16 protein-coding genes, 1 pseudogene and 1 riboswitch are annotated in these 17,980 nt (G+C 72.8%); of the genes and pseudogenes, 10 read left to right on the top strand and 7 right to left on the bottom strand.

The features are described 5' to 3' along the window. On the bottom strand, window positions 1–516 hold a 516-nt coding region (locus ACZ4Z5_RS11985), incomplete at its 3' end, for an SAV_6107 family HEPN domain-containing protein (RefSeq protein ID WP_468260339.1). Between the two features lie 155 nt (window positions 517–671). On the opposite strand from ACZ4Z5_RS11985, the pseudogene ACZ4Z5_RS11990 reads away from it, so the two are divergent. The 5 genes and pseudogenes from ACZ4Z5_RS11990 to ACZ4Z5_RS12010 all read left to right on the top strand — a co-directional run. Next, window positions 672–1,353, top strand: a pseudogene (locus tag ACZ4Z5_RS11990) (ATP-binding cassette domain-containing protein); the annotation flags it as partial. A 588-nt stretch (window positions 1,354–1,941) separates the two neighbouring features. Next, complete coding sequence (locus ACZ4Z5_RS11995) at window positions 1,942–4,026, top strand: YhgE/Pip family protein (RefSeq protein ID WP_468260342.1); 2,085 nt, start codon at window positions 1,942–1,944, stop codon at window positions 4,024–4,026. A gap of 37 nt (window positions 4,027–4,063) precedes the next feature. Next, window positions 4,064–4,675, top strand: a complete 612-nt coding sequence (locus tag ACZ4Z5_RS12000) for a TetR/AcrR family transcriptional regulator (RefSeq protein ID WP_468260345.1) — start codon at window positions 4,064–4,066, stop codon at window positions 4,673–4,675. 509 nt (window positions 4,676–5,184) lie between these two features. Next, window positions 5,185–5,814, top strand: coding sequence for a DUF4126 domain-containing protein (locus tag ACZ4Z5_RS12005; RefSeq protein ID WP_468260348.1), 630 nt, complete (start codon window positions 5,185–5,187; stop codon window positions 5,812–5,814). A 65-nt stretch (window positions 5,815–5,879) separates the two neighbouring features. Beyond that, the gene (locus ACZ4Z5_RS12010) at window positions 5,880–7,394 is read left to right on the top strand and encodes a phytoene desaturase family protein (RefSeq protein ID WP_468260351.1); all 1,515 of its coding nucleotides are present in this window, start codon (window positions 5,880–5,882) and stop codon (window positions 7,392–7,394) included. Window positions 7,395–7,563: 169 nt separating this feature from the next. On the opposite strand, the gene ACZ4Z5_RS12015 is transcribed toward ACZ4Z5_RS12010, so the two are convergent. The 6 genes from ACZ4Z5_RS12015 to ACZ4Z5_RS12040 form a co-directional block, all read right to left on the bottom strand. Then, window positions 7,564–8,331, bottom strand: coding sequence for a hypothetical protein (locus ACZ4Z5_RS12015; protein WP_468260354.1), 768 nt, complete (start codon window positions 8,329–8,331; stop codon window positions 7,564–7,566). Window positions 8,332–8,376: 45 nt separating this feature from the next. Then, window positions 8,377–9,294 (bottom strand): methylenetetrahydrofolate reductase [NAD(P)H], encoded by a 918-nt coding sequence (metF, locus tag ACZ4Z5_RS12020; RefSeq protein WP_468260357.1) that lies wholly within the window; start codon window positions 9,292–9,294, stop codon window positions 8,377–8,379. Window positions 9,295–9,400: 106 nt separating this feature from the next. Next, window positions 9,401–10,051: a thiamine phosphate synthase gene (thiE, locus tag ACZ4Z5_RS12025; RefSeq protein WP_468260359.1), complete on the bottom strand. Its 651-nt coding sequence runs from the start codon at window positions 10,049–10,051 to the stop codon at window positions 9,401–9,403. Window positions 10,052–10,139: 88 nt separating this feature from the next. After that, complete coding sequence (locus ACZ4Z5_RS12030; protein WP_468260362.1) at window positions 10,140–10,505, bottom strand: Rv2175c family DNA-binding protein; 366 nt, start codon at window positions 10,503–10,505, stop codon at window positions 10,140–10,142. 89 nt (window positions 10,506–10,594) lie between these two features. Next, window positions 10,595–11,833 (bottom strand): NAD(P)/FAD-dependent oxidoreductase, encoded by a 1,239-nt coding sequence (locus ACZ4Z5_RS12035; RefSeq protein WP_468260365.1) that lies wholly within the window; start codon window positions 11,831–11,833, stop codon window positions 10,595–10,597. A 28-nt stretch (window positions 11,834–11,861) separates the two neighbouring features. Next, window positions 11,862–12,203 carry an avidin-fold protein gene (locus ACZ4Z5_RS12040; RefSeq protein WP_468260367.1) on the bottom strand — a complete coding sequence of 114 codons (342 nt, stop codon included), beginning with the start codon at window positions 12,201–12,203 and terminating at the stop codon, window positions 11,862–11,864. 51 nt (window positions 12,204–12,254) lie between these two features. Continuing rightward, window positions 12,255–12,367, top strand: a riboswitch (TPP riboswitch). Here ACZ4Z5_RS12040 and thiO point away from each other — a divergent pair. The 5 genes from thiO to ACZ4Z5_RS12065 all read left to right on the top strand — a co-directional run bounded on the left by thiO (window position 12,365) and on the right by ACZ4Z5_RS12065 (window position 17,941). After that, window positions 12,365–13,552: a glycine oxidase ThiO gene (thiO, locus tag ACZ4Z5_RS12045; protein WP_468260370.1), complete on the top strand. Its 1,188-nt coding sequence runs from the start codon at window positions 12,365–12,367 to the stop codon at window positions 13,550–13,552. Its footprint overlaps the riboswitch before it by 3 nt. Further along, on the top strand, window positions 13,549–13,773 hold the full coding sequence (gene thiS / locus ACZ4Z5_RS12050) for a sulfur carrier protein ThiS (protein WP_468260373.1): 225 nt from the start codon (window positions 13,549–13,551) through the stop codon (window positions 13,771–13,773). The genes thiO and thiS overlap by 4 nt, the downstream gene beginning before the upstream one ends. 5 nt (window positions 13,774–13,778) lie before the next feature. Further along, complete coding sequence (locus ACZ4Z5_RS12055; protein WP_468260376.1) at window positions 13,779–14,573, top strand: thiazole synthase; 795 nt, start codon at window positions 13,779–13,781, stop codon at window positions 14,571–14,573. Window positions 14,574–14,687: 114 nt separating this feature from the next. Continuing rightward, on the top strand, window positions 14,688–16,610 hold the full coding sequence (gene pknB, locus ACZ4Z5_RS12060) for a Stk1 family PASTA domain-containing Ser/Thr kinase (RefSeq protein WP_468260379.1): 1,923 nt from the start codon (window positions 14,688–14,690) through the stop codon (window positions 16,608–16,610). A gap of 419 nt (window positions 16,611–17,029) precedes the next feature. Next, complete coding sequence (locus ACZ4Z5_RS12065; RefSeq protein ID WP_468260382.1) at window positions 17,030–17,941, top strand: deoxyribonuclease IV; 912 nt, start codon at window positions 17,030–17,032, stop codon at window positions 17,939–17,941. Window positions 17,942–17,980 lie beyond the last annotated feature (39 nt).

Genomic DNA, 17,980 nt, shown 5'->3' on the forward strand with positions numbered 1-17,980 from the left:
GTCCGGACGGCGTTCCCTGGGCTGGGGCAGGACAGGCTGGAGGACCAGCATCCGCTCCACGATGCGCAGGAACATCGCGACGTCCCTCAACAGGTCCTCCGCGTCCCTGGCGCTCGCCGCACCCTGTATGCCGGCCTCCGCGCGCGCCCTGCGCGGCGCCCCGGCGGCGAAGTGGGCACTCCAGTCGGCCAGTTCGGGGGCTATCTCGGACAGCACCTCCCAGGCACTGCGAATCCGCTGCCTGCGCCGGGGGTTGGTCTCCGGGCGGCCCAGCGCGGCGAGGACGGCCGCGGCGGTGCGCAGCGCGGCGAGGTGGGCCGTGGCGTAGCGCTCGTTGGGGGTGTCGAGGGTCGCGGCCTCGTCCAGCCCCGTTCGGGCCTGGGCGAGCAGGTCCAGGGCGGCAGGCGGCGCGGTGGCCCGGCGCAGGACGGGGTGGACGTCGCTCGCGGGACCGTTCGATGAGGGGGCAGGGGCGGTGGCGCGGCGCCGCTGTGCCGCGGCGTTGGTGCTGGCCATGACGAGCCTCCTGTCGTCGTGTGACGGCGCTGTGGCCGTGTGTGCCCATCGTGCAGCCCCCCACTGACAATCGGCTCCGACCTGCCGTTTTGCTTCGGCCGCGAGTTCGGGTTACTTTTGAACTGACCGGTCAGTTCAAAATTGGGGGAGGGTTCGTGGACAGCCCGCACGGGGCAACCGTCAGCGCCGAGAATTTCGGACTCAAGGGTCCGCGCGGATGGGCGTTCCGCGGTGTGACGGTGAAGGCGGAGCCCGGCGCACTCCTCGCGATCGAGGGCCCCTCCGGCACCGGCCGCACATGTCTGCTGCTGGCACTCACCGGCCGGATGCGCCCCAGCGAGGGACACGCCGAGGTGGCGGGGCTGCGGCTGCCGCGCAAGATGTCGGCGGTCCGCCGGGTCAGCGGACTCGGCCACGTTCCCGGCATCAGCGATCTCGACCCGGCCCTCACCGTCGGGGAGCACCTCCGCGAACGCGCCCTGCTGCAGCGCAGCCTGGACGCCTCGCTGCGCTCGCTGATCCGTCCGCGTTCCGAGCGGACCGCGGAAACGCGCCGCCGTATCGACGAGTCGCTCGCCACGGCCGGGCTGGACCTCGGAACGCTGCCCAAGGGGCCGCGCACCTCGGTCCGTGACCTGGAGCGCCCGGAGGCGCTGCGGCTCTCGGTCGCCCTCGCGCTGATCGGCCACCCGCGGCTGCTCGCCGTGGACGACACCGACCTGAAGCTCTCCGACCGCGAACGGACCGAGGCCTGGGACATGCTGCGCTCCATCGCGGCGGGCGGGACGACGGTGCTGGCCGTCTGCAGCGAGGCACCCGAGGACGCGGTACGCATCAGCACGGCCCCGACGGGGACCGCGGCCTCGCCGGCATCCGGGCTCACGCCCAAGGCCGGCGCCGGAGCCGCGACCGGAAAGCACGCCGAGCCCGCCAAGGGCCACGGCGCCGGGCAGCGGGCCGCGGCCGAGAGGACCGTCACGCCGGAGCCCACGCCCGCAGCCGTGTTCCGGGCCGTCCCCGCAGCGGCCGCCGGCAAGGGCACCGCCCAGCGGGCCGGCAAGGACACCGGGGCTCCGAAGGACGTCACGCCGACGCCCGGGCCCAAGACCGCGAAGCCGGTGAAGGCGGCCAAGGCCCCGAAGGCTCCGGAAGCCGGGTCTGCGAAGGACGCAACGCCGCTCACCGCACCCGGGCCCGAGGCCACGCCCGGCACCGAGCCGGAAGCCGGGCCAGAGGCGAAGCCCGAGCCCGGGACGAAGACACAGGCAAAGCCGCAGGCGCAGGCGTCCACAAAGGCGACGAAGACCGGCGACACGCCCGTACCCGACGTGCCCGAGCGCGGAGCCGGGGCCCGGAAGGATCCCGCGCCCCGGACCGGGGCCGGCATCGACGAGGACAGCAAGGACAACGAGGAGGGGGCGGCGGATGCGCTCGCCGAAACTGGCCGCGCTTGAGCTGAAGCGCTTCGGCAGGGGGAAGCTTCCGCGCGCGGCACTGGTCGCGCTGCTGCTCCTCCCGCTGCTCTACGGGGCGCTCTACCTGTGGTCGTTCTGGGACCCGTACGGCCGCCTTGACCGCATCCCGGTCGCGCTGGTGAACGCCGACAAGGGCGCCACCGCCGACGGCAAGAAGATAAACGCGGGCGACGACATCACCGAGGGGCTCCTCGACAGCAAGGTCTTCGAGTGGCACGAGGTCACCGACTCCGAGGCCCGCAAGGGCGTGGAGGACGGGACGTACTACCTGTCGCTGACGATGCCGTCGGACTTCAGCGAGCGGGTCGCGTCCAGCTCCGGTGACTCCCCGGAGACCGGCGCCCTCCAGGTGCGGACGAACGACGCCAACAACTACATCGTCGGGCAGATCTCCCGCTCGGTGTTCTCCGAGGTGCGGCACTCGGCCTCCAAGAAGACCTCCCGCAACTTCCTGGACAAGATCTTCATCTCGTTCTCCGACATCCACGAGGCCACCGAGAAGGCCGCCAAGGGCGCCGACGACCTCAAGGGCGGCATCGGGAAGGCCAAGAAGGGCTCCAAGGACCTCGCCAACGGCCTGTCCACCGCCAAGAACGGCAGTGGCAGCCTCGCCGACGGCCTGCGGAAGCTCGACAAGGGCGCCGCAGACCTGGAGACCGCCACCCGGAGGATGGCCGACACCACCAAGGGCATCGCCGACAAGGTGGGCGGCACTGCGAACCGGGTGCGGCCGTACCTGAAGAACAACGCGGAGACCATCCGCACCTCCGCGCAGCTGGTCGCGGACTCCTCCCGGACCGCGCAGCAGACCATCGGCAAGCTGATCGAGAAGGCGCCGGCCGTGGAGTCCAAGGCGAAGGAGGCCTCCGACACGATCAACGAGGTCAACACGGCCCTCTGCGTGACCGCCACGCCGCCCAGCCCCGCCTGCCCCAAGATCGCCGGCGCCAAGAAGGCCGCCGACGAGGCCCTGGCCGGAGCCAAGACGCTCAACACCGCGGTCCGCGACCACAGCAGCGACCTCAAGACCCTGGACACCCGGCTGAAGAGGCTGGAGCAGCAGGCCCAGGCCCTCGCGAACCACGCGCCGAACCTCAGCAAGGACCTGGACGCCGCCGTCGGCAAGATCAACGCCTTCAACTCCGGCGCCCAGAAGATCGCCAACGGCGCGGACGCCCTGCACACCGGTCTGACCAAGGCGAAGCAGGGTGCCATCAACCTCGACGGCGGCGTCGGCCGCCTCAAGAACGGTGCGAACAACCTCGACGGCGGCCTGTTCAAGCTCGTCGACGGTTCCGGCAAGCTCGCCGGCGGTCTGCACGACGGCGCGGAGAAGATCCCGGACTACGACAAGGAGGACCGGGACCGGCGCACCGACGTGATGGCCGACCCCGTCCAGCTCGCCAACCAGTCGCTGTACAAGGCGCCCAACTACGGCACCGGCTTCGCCCCGTACTTCATCCCGCTCTCGCTGTGGGTGGGCGCGATGGTCGCGTACATGCTGATCCAGCCGCTCAACAAGCGGGCCCTCGCCGCGGGTGCCTCCGCGTGGCGGACCGCGCTCGCGGGCTGGCTGCCGGTCGCCGCGCTCGGTGTGCTCCAGATCGCCGCGCTGATGTCCGTACTGCACTGGGGACTCGGCCTGGAGATGGCGAACACCGCGGGGACCATCGGCTTCCTGGCCCTGGTGACCTTCTGCTTCGCCGCCATCGTGCAGTGGCTCAACGCCCGCTTCGGCGCGGCCGGCCGGATCCTGGTGCTGGCGGTGCTGATGCTCCAGCTCACCTCGGCGGGCGGCACCTACCCGGTCCAGACGAGCCCTGCGTTCTTCAACGCGATCCACCCGTACCTGCCGATGACGTACGTCGTGGAGGGGCTGCGCCGGCTGATCTCCGGCGGCGGGCTCACCCCGGTGTGGACCGGCAGCGTGGTGCTGGCCGCGTTCACGGTGGGAGCTCTGGCGCTCACCGCCGTCTCCGCCCGCCGCAAGCAGGTGTGGACCTTCGACCGTCTGCACCCCGAGCTCAGCCTCTGAGCCGGTACGACCGTACGGACCTGTGAGAATCGACGCCATGGACAGCAGCAGCACGCGACGCCGCCAGGCCACCCGGCAGAAGCTCTACGAAGCTGCCGTCACCCTGATCGCGGAAAAGGGGTTCTCCGCCACCACCGTGGACGAGATCGCCGAACGAGCCGGGGTGGCAAAGGGGACGGTCTACTACAACTTCGCCAGTAAGACCGTGCTCTTCGAAGAGCTGCTGCGCCATGGCGTCGGGCTCCTGACCGCCTCGCTGCGCAGCGCCGCCGAGGAGACGGCGGAGCGCGGCGGCACCAAGGTCGAGGCGCTCGACGCGATGATCCGGTCCGGTCTGGTGTTCATCGACCAGTACCCGGCCTTCACCCAGCTGTACGTCGCCGAGCTGTGGCGCACCAACCGGGCGTGGCAGTCCACGCTGATGGTGGTGCGTCAGGAGGCGGTCGCCGTCGTGGAGGCGGTGCTGCGGGAGGGAGTCGAGGCCGGCGAGCTGAGCGAGGAGATCGATGTTCCGCTGACGGCTGCGGCGCTGGTGGGCATGGTGCTGGTGGCCGCCCTGGACTGGCAGGCGTTCCAGCGGGAGCGCAGCCTCGACGACGTGCACGCGGCTCTGTCGCGGCTGCTGCACGGCCGGGTGAGCGGCCGCTAGGGGGTGTCCGGCGAATTGCTCTGCCGGGACGGACAATTGGCCGCCCAGACCACCACGAGCAACGCCACGTCGCTCTCCCTGGACGACGCGGAGGCCCTCCGCGCGGAGCTGCTCGTGCCGGCGGCGCCGTAGCGGCGTCCGCTCCCCCACACCCGGACACGGAAAAGGCGCCGGTCCGGTGTCGCTCGACGTTCCGAGCGCGCCGGGCCGGCGCCTCCCCCCGTATGTCCCCACCCATGGGGTCCCTCAGGAGCCCGGGTCCGCGTTCCCCTTGGTCGCCGGGCCCCTGCGGGGGCGTGGTCCCCGTCGCGGTGGGGAGAACGACGCCGTCCCGCCGCCCCGTGTCGGCGGTGCCGGTGCCGCTTCCCCCCTCCGCGACCCCACTCTTCCGTCCGAGCAGCGCGCGCCCCATCCGCGCGCGTACTCATCTCGTGGACTAGGTACGGATACTCAGGCCCGTGTGCTCAACCCGGTCCGCACATACGTACGTACTGGCTAGGATTCCGATCATGTCCGTACTTCCGCTCGTCTTCACCAGCGGCTGGGCGAGCGGTGTCAACGCCTATGCCGTGATCCTGCTGCTCGGCGTATTCGGCACCACGGGCCTCTCCGACGAGGTGCCGGGAGCGCTGCAGCGCACCGATGTGATGATCGTCGCCGGTGTGCTCTTCCTCTGCGAGGCCGTGGCCGACAAGATCCCTTACGTGGACTCGGTGTGGGACTCGGTGCACACCGTCGTCCGGCCGCTGTCCGGGGCGGTGGTGGCCGCACTGCTGGCCGGCCAGAACGGCTCGCTGCCCGAGCTGGCCGCCGGCGCGATCGGCGGTTCCACCGCGCTGGCCAGTCACCTCGTCAAGGCCGGGACCCGGATGGCGGTCAACACCTCGCCCGAGCCGGTCAGCAACATCGTGATCAGCATCGCCGAGGATCTCGGCGTCGCCGGAATCATCACGTTCGCCATCTTCTATCCCATGGCCGCCGCCGTCATCGCGGGTGCGCTGTTGCTGCTGGGCATCGTGGTGGTGGCGTTCCTCGCCTCGCGCATCCGACGGTTCCTGCGGCGCAGGGCGCAACGCCGCGAGGAGAAAAGGGAGAAGAAAAGAGCGGTGGGCGTCGGAGGGCCGAGCTCTTCCTGGTAGCCCCGCACCCGGGGCCGCGCCACCGGGCGGCGAACCCCCCGGTGGGGGGCGGATACAGTCGCGGCATGGCACGAATTGCAGTGATCGGCGCCGGTACGGGCGCCATGGCGGCGGCCGCCCGGCTCGCCGTGGCGGGCCACCGGCTGGCGGTGTACGAGCGCTCGGCGACGTACGGCGGCTCGGTGGGGCGGTACGAGCGTGACGGATTCGCGTTCGACACGGGGCCCGGTCTGCTGCATCTGCCCGCGGTGTACCGCGACCTGTTCGTGAAGACCGGCAAGGAGCCGCTCGAGAGCCGTGTCGGCCTGACGCCGGTCGATCCGGCGAGCCGGCACCTGTTCGCCGACGGTACGTCGGTGTCGCTGCCCAATGCCTCGCGTTCCGGGGTGCTCTCCGCACTGGACGAGGCGCTGGGGGCCGGCGCGGGCGAAAGCTGGGGGGCGTTCCTGGTCCGGGCTCGCGAGGCGTGGGAGCGGTCGCGCCGACCGCTGCTGGAGGAACCGCTGCCCGCCGACCCGACGCCGTTCGGCCGGGAGCCGTATCCGGCGCCGCCCCGGGGGCTGCTGCGGCGCCGGGCCCGCACCCTGGCCGAGGTCGGCTCCCGCGAGCTGGGCGATCCACGGCTCGCCGCGCTGCTCGACGGGTACGCGCTGGCCTACGGCCTGGACCCGCGGACCGCGCCCGCCTCGGCGACCGTCCTGCCGTACATGGAGCAGACGTTCGGCAGCTGGTACGTCCGGGGCGGCATCCGCGCCCTCGCCGACGCCCTGTACGAGCGCTGCCTGGAACGGAAGGTGGAGTTCACCTTCGGTGCCGAGGTGACGGAGGTCCTGGAGAAGGCCGGCCGCGCCTGCGGTGTCGGGCTGGCGGACGGCACGACGGTGGACGCCGACATGGTGGTCTCCGGGGCGCCTTTGCCCGCGCTGTACGGGGAGCAGGTCGTCGGCCGGCCCCGTCAGGAGGAGTGGCCGCACTGGCAGCGGGAGGCCCGCACCGGCCGGGTGACGGTCCTGCTGGCCCTGCGCGGCGGCCGCCCGGCGGACACGGCGCACCGCACGGTGGTGCACGCCCGGGACCGGGCCGGTGAGCTGGCCGCGCTCGCCGCGGGCGGGCTGTGCGACCGGCCGACCGTCACCGTGCTCCGCCCGGACGACCCGGCGCTGCGGCCCGACGACGCCCACGAGACCGTGACGCTCACCGCGACCGTCGCGGCGGGCGGAGTGCTGCCGTCGGACAACGTCTGGACCTCGGCCCCGTCCGACGTCGTGGCCGGATTCGCGGACCGGATGGTGGACGCGGCGACGGCTGCGGTGCCGGACCTGGCCGGCCGCATCCTGTGGCGCGAGGTGCGCACCCCGGCAGACACCCACCGGGACACCGGGGCGTTCCAGGTCCCCTCCCCCGCCCTTGCGGGCGCGGGCGGTGCCTGGCTCCCGGCGGCGAACCGCTCACCCCTGCCGGGCCTGTACTTCGCGGGCGGGTGGTCCCACCCCGGCGGCGGCCTCGCCCACGCGGGCATGTCGGGCGCCCTGGTCTCCGGTCTGATCGTCGAGGGCGACGACTTCCGCGGCTCCCAGTAGTCCGGCCCTCGCCGGGGCCGCACGGATCCGGGGCGGCCGCTGTGCAGGGCGAGGCGGGCCGGCCTACGCAGGCCCGCGGCAGCGAAGGCCGGGTGGCCGAAATCCGCCCCCGGCACGAGTCGCGAGTCGCCCCGGCAGGAGCCGCCGGCAGGAATCGCCGGCAGGAGTCTCAGTAGCGGTACTGGTCGCCCGGCCCCGGGTAGCCGTACCCGCCGCCGTTCTGGTACCCCGCGGCCGGGTCCTGGCCGGGGTCGTACGACTGGCCGGAGTCGCGCTGCTGGGGCACCCAGACGCCGCCGGGCGGGGTGTCCATGCCGTACTGGGCGGCGTAGGGGTCGGCGTACTGCTGCGCGCCCCCGGCCTGGTACGGATCCGCGTAGGCGGCGTACTGCTGCTGACCGCCGTAGTCGTACGAGGGGTAGCCGGCGTAGCCGTCGTACTGGCCGTACTGCTGCGCGGCGGGCTGCTGCTGTGTGTGCTGGTGGGCCGCCGCGTAGGCCTCGTCGGAGTAGACGCCGTACTGGCCGGTGTCCTCCGGGAGGGGTTCCGGCGCGTACACGGCCGGGCCGGCCGGCAGCTCGTCGGCTTCCATGGCCTCGTACTCGAGCTCGGACACCTCCAGGGCCGGTCCGGCCCCGTCCGGTGCCGCCTGCGCGACCTTGCGGCGGCGGCTGGCGCCGGGCTTGCCGCCGAGCGCCCAGCCGGTGGAGAAACCACGCCGGAAGGACAGCGTCACGTACGTCTGGCCGATCGCGAACGTGACGGCGCCCACGCCGATCACGATCACCGACGGCAGCAGCACTCCCAGGACGACGCCCATGAAGCCGAAGAAGGCCAGCAGGCGCCAGCGCAGCCGCGCCTTGTACTGCAGCAGCACTTCGCCGAGCAGCCACAGCGCAACGATTCCGAACGCGATGTAGAGGACCGTCCAGCCCACGTACGCCCCTCTCCCGTGGCCGCCACCCGGGAGCGCGGCCATCACTCAGGGCTGCTCGTGCAGCCCCAGGTTCTCGTAGATCTCGAGTGTCGCGGTGGAGTTGTTGAGCGTGATGAAGTGCAGCCCCGGTACACCCTCGGACAGCAGCCTCGCGCAGAACTCCGTCGCGAACTCGATGCCAATGGAGCGTACAGCGGCGGGATCGTCCTTGACCGAGAGGATGCGCTCTTTCACATCCGGCGGGAAGTGAGCGTTGCTGAGCTGTGGCAGCCGGTCCAGCTGCTTGACGCTGGTCACGGGCATGACTTCCGGAATGATCGGCGTGTGGCAGCCCGCCGTGGTGACCGCGTCGCGGAACCGCAGGTAGTTCTCGGGGTCGAAGAACATCTGGGTGATCGCGTAGTCGGCGCCCGCCCGGCACTTGTCCACGAAGTGACTCACATCGGAGTCCCAGTCCGTGGACCGCGGGTGCATCTCGGGGAACGCGGCGACGCCGACGCAGAAGTCGCCCGCCTCCTTGATGAGCCGGACCAGCTCGGCCGCGTAGGTGACGCCCTCCGGGTGCTTGATCCACTCGCCCATCGGGTCGCCCGGCGGGTCGCCACGCACGGCGAGGATGTTCCGGATCCCGGCGTCTGCGTACTGGCCGACCATGTTGCGCAGCTGGGCGACCGAGTGGTCGACGGCGGTGAGGTGCGCGACGGGGGTGAGGGTGGTGTCGGCGGCGATCTGCTCGGTGGCCTTGACCGTGCCGGCGCGGGTGGAACCCCCGGCCCCGTAGGTGACGGAGACGAAGTTGGGCGCCACCGCCTCGACCCGGCGCAGCGCGTTCCAGAGGTTCCGCTCGCCCTTCTCGGTCTTGGGCGCCCAGAACTCGAAGGAGTAGGACGTCCTGCCGCTCGCGAGCAGGTCGCGCACGGTCCGTGCGCGATCCGATCTGGTGGAAGCTGTGCCAAGGGCCATACGGGCAGGTTAGCCAGGGGTTCCCCGTCACCCAACAGATCAAGGGATATAAGTCAGGATTGTCCGGTTCTTGTCCACCCCTTGGACACCGGCGACCGGAATGTCCCTAATCGCCGTAGGTCCGTATCCGCTTGCTGAGACCGGCGGCCGCGGCAGCGGGATCGTCCGCCTCGGTGATCGCCCGGACGACGACGACACGGCGGGCACCCGCTTCCAGCACCTGGTCGAGATTGCCCGCGTCGATGCCGCCGATCGCGAACCACGGGCGCTCGGTGCCGAGTCCGGCGGCGTACCGCACCAGGTCGAGTCCGGGTGCGTGACGGCCGGGCTTGGTGGGGGTCGGCCAGCAGGGGCCGGTGCAGAAGTAGTCCACGCCGTGCTCGGCGGCGGCCGCGGCAGCCTCGGACTCGGAGTGGGTGGACCGGCCGATCAGCACCCGGTCGCCGAGGATCGCCCGGGCGGCGGGCACCGGCAGGTCGCCCTGCCCCAGGTGCAGCACGTCCGAGCCGATCGCGTGGGCGACGTCCGCCCGGTCGTTGACGGCCAGCAGCTTGCCGTGCCGTCGGCAGGCGTCGGCGAACACCGCCAGGTGCTCCAGCTCCTCGCCCGCCTCCATGCCCTTGTCGCGCAGCTGCACGATGTCCACGCCGGAGGACAGCACCGCGTCGAGGAACGCGGGCAGGTCCCCTTGGCGCTTCCGGGCGTCCGCGCACAGGTAGAGACGGGCGTCGGCGAGCTGCTCACGGACACGTGACATGGGGACCCCCCGTTGATCGGCAGTGCTCGACGGCGGTGTACGGACGGGGGTGCGGCCCCGCCCGTACACCGTCGTGTGATGGGTTGTGTCAGACGGCGAGCGCCTGGGCGCGGCGCTTCACCTCCGTGCCGCGATTCTCGCTGAGGGCCTGCACGGGGGTGCCGGGCAGGCTCGGGTCGGGGGTGAAGAGCCACTCAAGCATCTCTTCGTCGGTGAAGCCGTCGTCCTTCAGGAGCGTCAGGGTCCCGGAGAGCCCCTTCACGACCTTGTCGCCCTTGATGAAGGCGGCCGGCACCTGAAGCGCCCGGTTCTCACCACGGCGGACAGCGATGAGCTGGCCCTCCTTGACCAGCTGCCGCACGCGCGTCACCTCGACGTCGAGCATTTCCGCGATGTCGGGGAGGTAGAGCCAGGCGGGGACGAGAGCATCGATTTTTGCGTCAATCTCGGTCACGGCACAAGCCTGCCATCCCGGACCGACAGCTGGTAGCCGGAGCGGGCGTACGGGGGGCGGCGGCCCCTCCGACGGCGGTGCACCGCAGGTCAGAGCGCTGCCGACTTGAGCGGCACGGACGGGTCGGCGGCGCGTTCCCGGTCGATCCCCGCGGCGGCCTCGATGAGTCTCCTGCCCTGGGCCAGGTCCCGCGGGCGGCCCACGGCGAGCACTCCCGCCAGTACCCCGTCGCGCAGCCACAGCACCGACCAGGACGGCCCGGCCGGGTCGCCCCGCCACAGGACCTCGTCGGTGTCCGTATGGTGGCCGGCGTACTGGACGAAGCGCCCGAACTGCTCGGACCAGAAGTACGGCACGGGGTCGTAGACCTGGTGGGCGCCGGCCGCGATGTTGGCCGCGACGGTCCTGGGGCCCTGGAGCGCGTTGTCCCAGTGGTGGACGAGCAGCCGTTCGCCGTAGCGCCGGGACGGGAAGGAGGCGCAGTCGCCGACCGCGTACACATCCGGCAGCGAGGTGCGCAGCTCCTCGTCGGCGGTGATCGACCCGTCCGGACCGAGGACCATGCCGGAACCGGCGAGCCATTCCGTCGCGGGCCGGGCACCGATGCCGACCACGACGGCGTCCGCGGGGAGCCGCCGCCCCTTCCCGGAGGCGTCGTCCGCGAGGGCGACCTCGCCGCCCTCGATGCCCGCGACCGGGGTACCGGTGATCAGCTCGGCGCCGCTCTCCGCGTACCAGTCGGCCATGGGGGCGGCGACCTCGGCGGGCAGTGCGCCGGCCAGCGGCCGGGCGGCCGCCTCGACGACGGTGACCTCGCAGCCCGCCTCCCGGGCGGCGGTGGCGAACTCGGCGCCGATCCAGCCGGCCCCCACGACGACGACCCGGTGCCGGCGGGCGAGCACGGGCCGCAGCCGCTCGGCGTCGTCGAGGGTGCGCAGCAGATGCACGCCGGGCACGCCCTCGGTGCCGGGAAGAGTGACGGGCCGGGCGCCGGTGGCGACGACCAGGACGTCGTAGGGGACGGGTCCGGCCTCGGTGTCCACGGTCCGTTCGGCCGGCCGCAGCCCGGTGACCTCGACGCCCAGCCGCAGGCCGACGTCCAGCGCCTCGAAGTCGATGTCGAAGGCCGATCCCTCGGCCGTGCCGAGCAGGATCGCCTTGGACAACGGCGGCCGGTCGTACGGCTGGTGGGGCTCGGCCCCGATGACGGTGACCGGTCCCTTGAAGCCCTGTTCGCGCAGGGCCACCGCCGTCTGCACGCCGGCCATCCCGGCACCCACCACGACGATCCGGCGCTGCTGCCCTGTCCGCTGCTCCCGCTCGCTCACGCCGTCACCCTACGCGCCTGACGATCCATCAGGAAGGCAGCTCCTCGACGACGCTCGTGCCGCTGCCCTCCCGCGACTCCCACTGCCAGGCCTCCTCCAGCCGCACCCGTCCGTCGGGCAGCTCCACCACGGTGGAGACGCAGTGCCCCGACGACGTCCCGCCGTCCGTCCCGAGCTGGACGTACCGGAAGTCGAGCCGGTCGCCGCGCCGGGTGCCCACCAGATGCCCGCGCACCACGTCGCCGCCCGCGTAGTCGGCCCAGACGCGCCCGTCCTGCTCGTGGTACGTGAACCGGGTCCGGGTGCCGACCTGGCCGGGGGCCTGGTCCGCGACCGGGGAGAAAACGAGTCCGTCGAGCGATCCGGCCACGTCTGCGGCTCCCTTACTGCGTATCGGGGCGTGGGGTTAGGGTGGCCAAGGTAAAGCACTCGCGGGAGCCCGGACGCACCGGGCTGAGAGGGAGGCTGGGCGGCCTCCGACCGTACGAACCTGATCCGGGTCATGCCGGCGAAGGGAGGGGCTGGACGCCCATGCATCCGCACAACCACGGGTCCGACGTCCTCGTCGTGGGGGGCGGCATCATCGGTCTGGTCACGGCCTGGCGGGCGGCGCAGCGCGGACTGCGCACCGTGGTCGTCGACCCCGAGCCGGGCGGCGGCGCGGCCCGGGTGGCGGCCGGCATGATGGCCGCCGTCACGGAGCTGCACTACGGCGAGCAGACGCTGCTCGGGCTCAACCTCGAATCGGCCGCGCGGTACCCCGCGTTCGCCGCGGAGCTCGCGGAGGCGGCCGGCCAGGACATCGGCCACCGCGTCTGCGGCACCCTCGCGGTGGCGCTCGACGCCGACGACCGTGCCCATCTGCGGGAACTGCACGCCCTGCACCTCCGGTCCGGACTGGAGTCGGAATGGCTGTCCGGGCGCGAGTGCCGTCGGCTGGAACCGATGCTGGCGCCGGGGGTGCGCGGCGGACTCAGGGCCGACGGCGACCACCAGGTCGACCCGCGCCGGCTCGCCGCCGCCCTCGTCACCGCCTGCGAGCGGGCCGGTGTGGTCTTCCACCGCGCCTGGGCGCAACGGCTGAGCGTGGTGCGCGACCGGGCCGTCGGCATCGTGCTCGACGACGGCACGTCCCTCGCCGCGGACCAGGTCGTGCTGGCCGCGGGCAGTTTGAGCGGCAGGCTGGACGGCGTGCCGGCCGAGGTACTGCCTCCCGTACGGCCGGTGAAGGGCCAGGTGGTGCGGCTGACCGTGCCGCCCGCGTACGCGCCCTTCCTGAGCCGGATCGTGCGGGCGATGGTGCGGGGCAGCCATGTCTACCTCGTGCCGCGCGCGAACGGCGAAGTGGTCGTCGGGGCCACCAGCGAGGAGCTGGGCTGGGACACCACGGTCACCGCGGGCGGCGTCTACCAGCTGCTCCGCGACGCCCACGAACTGGTGCCGGGCATCACCGAACTCCCGCTCACCGAGACGGGCGCCGGGCTGCGCCCCGGCTCCCCCGACAACGCGCCGCTGCTCGGCCCCACTTCCCTGCCGGGGCTGCTGCTGGCCACCGGCCACTACCGCAACGGCGTGCTGCTGACGCCGGTCACCGGGGACGCGATGGCCGCCGTGCTCACCACCGGCGAACTGCCCGCCGAGGCCCGTCCCTTCAGTCCCCTCCGCTTCTCCCCCGCTTCCGGCGCCGCCCGGCCCGCCCTCCAGGAGCAGTCCGCATGACCGTGCCGATGTCCACGCCGGTGACCGTGTCCGTCAACGGGAAACGCCGTGCCGTCTCCGCCGGGACCACCCTCGACGCCCTCGTCGGGACGCTGACCTCCGCCCCCTCGGGAGTCGCCGCGGCAGTCAACGAGACCGTCGTCCCGCGCAGCCAGTGGCCCGCCACCGCGCTCGGCGACGGCGACCGTGTCGAGGTCCTCACCGCAGTCCAGGGAGGCTGAGCAGCATGGCGGACGACCACCTCACCATCGGCGGCACGACGTTCACCTCCCGCCTGATCATGGGCACGGGCGGGGCGTCCAGCCTCGATGTGCTGGAGCGCTCGCTGATCGCCTCCGGCACAGAGCTGACGACCGTGGCGATGCGCCGGCTGGACCCGAGCGTCCAGGGCTCGGTGCTGTCCGTGCTCGACCGGCTCGGCATCCGCGTCCTGCCCAACACGGCGGGCTGCTTCACCGCGGGCGAGGCCGTGCTCACCGCCCGCCTCGCCCGCGAGGCGCTGGGCACCGACTGGATCAAGCTGGAGGTGGTCGCGGACGAACGGACCCTCCTGCCCGATCCGGTCGAGCTGCTGGACGCTGCGGAGACCCTGGTCGACGACGGGTTCACGGTCCTTCCGTACACCAATGACGACCCGGTGCTGGCCCGGCGGCTGGAAGAGGCGGGCTGTGCGGCGATCATGCCGCTCGGCTCCCCTATCGGTTCCGGTCTCGGCATCCGCAATCCGCACAACTTCCAGCTGATCACGGAGGCGGCGGGGGTTCCGGTGATCATGGACGCGGGCGCGGGCACGGCGTCGGACGCGGCGCTCGCCATGGAACTGGGCTGTGCGGCGGTGCTGCTCGCCTCGGCCGTTACCCGGGCCCAGGAGCCGGTGCTGATGGCGGAGGCGATGCGGCACGGCGTCGAGGCCGGCCGGCTCGCGTACCGGGCGGGCCGGATCCCCCGCCGCCACTTCGCGGAGGCCTCGTCCCCGGCGCAGGGCATGGCCCGGCTCGATCCGGAGCGGCCCGCGTTCTGAGGCGCCCGGGGCAGATCGGGGCCTGATCCGTACCTGTCACAGATCGGCTGCAGTGCGGTGGCCGGCGGACCACGACGGTCCGGCCGGCCGGCCGCGGCTCGTAGACTCACCTGCGTGGACACGACCCTTCAGGACCCTCTCGTCGGGCAGGTGCTCGACGGCCGCTACCGCATCGACGCCCGGATCGCGGTCGGCGGGATGGCCACGGTCTACCGGGCCCTGGACACCCGTCTCGACCGGGTGCTCGCCCTCAAGGTGATGCACCCGACCCTCGCGGCCGACTCCGCTTTCGTGGAGCGGTTCATCCGCGAGGCCAAGTCGGTGGCCCGGCTGGCGCACCCCAATGTGGTGGGCGTGTACGACCAGGGCGCCGACGGGTCGTACGTCTACCTGGCCATGGAGTACATCGCCGGCTGCACCCTGCGCGATGTGCTGCGTGAGCGCGGGGCGCTCCAGCCGCGCGCGGCCCTCGACATCCTGGAACCGGTGCTGGCCGCGCTCGGCGCCGCCCACCGGGCCGGCTTCGTGCACCGCGACATGAAGCCGGAGAACGTCCTGATCGGGGACGACGGCCGGGTCAAGGTCGCCGACTTCGGTCTGGTGCGGGCCGTCGACGCGGTCACCAGCACCACCGGCTCGGTGCTGGGCACGGTCTCGTACCTCGCGCCGGAGCAGATCGAGCACGGCACCTCGGACACCCGTACCGACGTCTACGCGTGCGGTGTGGTGCTCTACGAAATGCTGACCGGGAGCAAGCCCCACGTGGGCGAGACCCCCGCCCAGATCCTCTACCAGCACCTGAACGCCCCGGTGCCGACGCCCTCGGCGGCCGTGCCCGGTCTGGCCCGGGAACTGGACGGGCTGGTGGCGGCTGCCACGGACCGCACCCCGGACTCCCGCCCGGACGACGCGGTTGCCCTGCTCGCCCGGGCCCGGGAGGCCCGCGGAGCCCTGACCGACGAGCAGCTCGACGCCGTACCGCCGCAGGCCCGGGTGAGCGACCACGGGGGGTCGGAGGACCGGACGAGCGTGATCCCGCGCGCGGTCCCCACCCCGCTCCCCGACGCGGGCCCGGACGGCGTTCTGCGCACCAGCCGGCTGGAACGTCCCGTCGAGCCCGCCTCCCCGCCGCCCGCGGGCCGTGCGGGGCTCCGCCGCGGGCCGCTGCTGGTGATCACGGCGGTGCTGCTGGCCCTCGGCCTGGGGGTCGGCGTCTGGTACATCAACTCCGGCCAGTTCACCCGTGTCCCGGCGGTGATCGGGCAGAGCGAGCAGGACGCGCGCAAGCGCCTGGACACCGCCGGACTCGAGGTGAAGTCCGTGCGCCGGCAGTTCAGCGACACAGTGGACCGGGGCAAGGTGCTCGGCAGCGACCCGGCCACCGGGGCACGGATCCGCGGCAACGGCGAGATCACCCTCGTCGTGTCCCGCGGACCGGAGATCGTCCCCGTGCCCGACGTCGAGGGCCTGCCGCTCGCCGAGGCCAAGCGGGAGCTGACCCGGGCCGGGCTCGCGCCGGGCGCGGTGAGCAAGGCGTTCAGCCAGGCGATCTCCCAGGGCTCGGTGATCCGTACGGACCCGTCGGCCGGATCGCGCCGCCGTGCGGACTCCGCCGTCGCCCTGGTCGTCAGCCGGGGCAGACCGGTCCAGGTCCCGGACGTCACCGGTATGTCGGTCGAGGACGCCACGGCCCGGCTGGAGGAGCGCGGGCTCGCCGTGAAGGTGGCCCCCGAGCAGGTCCACTCCCCCGAGGAGGCGGGCAAGGTGGCCGAGCAGTCGGCCGGCGAGGGCACCGAGCTCGGCAACGGCGAGACGGTGACGCTGACGGTCTCCAAGGGCCCGCGGATGATCGACGTCCCCGATGTGACGGGCCAGAACGTCGACGACGCCAAGAGCGAGCTGGAGCAGGCCGGCTTCAAGGTCGAGGTGGACCGGCCGTTCCTGTCGTTCAGCAACACCGTCGAGAGCCAGTCGGTCAAGGGCGGCGAGCAAGCCCCGGAGGGCGGCACGATCACCATCAAGACCAAGAGGCTCTGACGCGGGCCACGGGCCTCCCTGGTGGGCAGGGCCGAGGGGCTCCGACGGGGCCAATGCCTCTGACGAAGGCGGGAGCCGGGCGGATGCCGGGCGGAAGCCGGGTGCATGCCGGGCCGGAGCCGGTCGGATGCCGGTCGGATGCCGGGCGAACCCCAGGCGGAAGCCGGGCAGACCCCGGGCGGATGCCAGGCGGATGCCAGGCGGACCCCGGGCGCACGCCGGGCGGACGCCAGGCGGACCCCGGGCGGATGCCGGCCAGACCCCGGCGGAAGCCAGGCAGACCCCAGGCGGATGCCGGGCGGAAACCAGGCCGGAGCCGGGCGGACCCCGGGCGACCCCGGGCAGACCCCGGGCCGATGCCGGGCAGACCCCAGGCCGATGCCGGGCGGACGCGGAGCGCCTGGCATCCTGGAACCGTCATGAGCAGCCTCGCCCTCCCCTCCCACGCTCCCGCGGGTCGTTCCCGCAATCCCGTCGGCGGTCATGTCCCGGTGGCGGGAGGACTCGCCAGGACCGGTCTGGCGTACGCCCGTGAGATGGGTGCCGAGACCGTCCAGGTCTTCGTCGCCAATCCGCGCGGCTGGGCCACGCCCGCGGGGAACCCCGTCCAGGACGAACGGTTCCGCGCGGAGTGCGAGGCGGAGTCGATCCCCGTGTACGTGCACGCGCCCTACCTGATCAACTTCGGTTCGCACACGGAGGTGACCGTCGAGAGGTCCGTGGAGTCGATGCGGCACTCGCTGCGCCGTGGACGGGAGATCGGCGCGCTCGGCGTGGTCGTGCACACCGGCTCGGCGACCGGCGGCCGCCCGCGCGAGGAGGCCCTGGCGCAGGTGCGGGAGCGGATGCTGCCCCTGTTGGACGAGCTGACGCACGACGACGACCCGTTCCTGCTGCTGGAGTCGACGGCCGGCCAGGGGGCGTCACTGTGTTCCAGGACCTGGGACTTCGGACCGTACTTCGAGGCCCTGGACGCACACCCCAAGCTGGGCGTCTGCCTGGACACCTGCCACATCTTCGCCGCGGGGCACGACCTGGCGGAGCCGGGCGGGACCAAGGAGACCCTGGACCTGCTGGTCGGGACGGTGGGCGAGGGCCGTCTGAAGCTGATCCACGCCAATGACTCCGAGGAGGCGGCCGGAGCCCACCGGGACCGGCACGCCAACATCGGCGCCGGTCACATCGGAGAGGCGGCCTTCGCCGAACTGTTCTCGCACCCGGCGACCGAGGGCGTGCCGCTGATCATCGAGACGCCGGGCGGCAAGGACGGGCACACGGCGGACGTGGCCCGGCTGAAGCGGCTCCGCGACGCCCCCGACTCGCACGGCTGACCGCCCGCGGCGCCGGTCCCCCGGTCTCGACGACCGACC

This window comes from Streptomyces sp. NPDC030222, assembly GCF_055573115.1.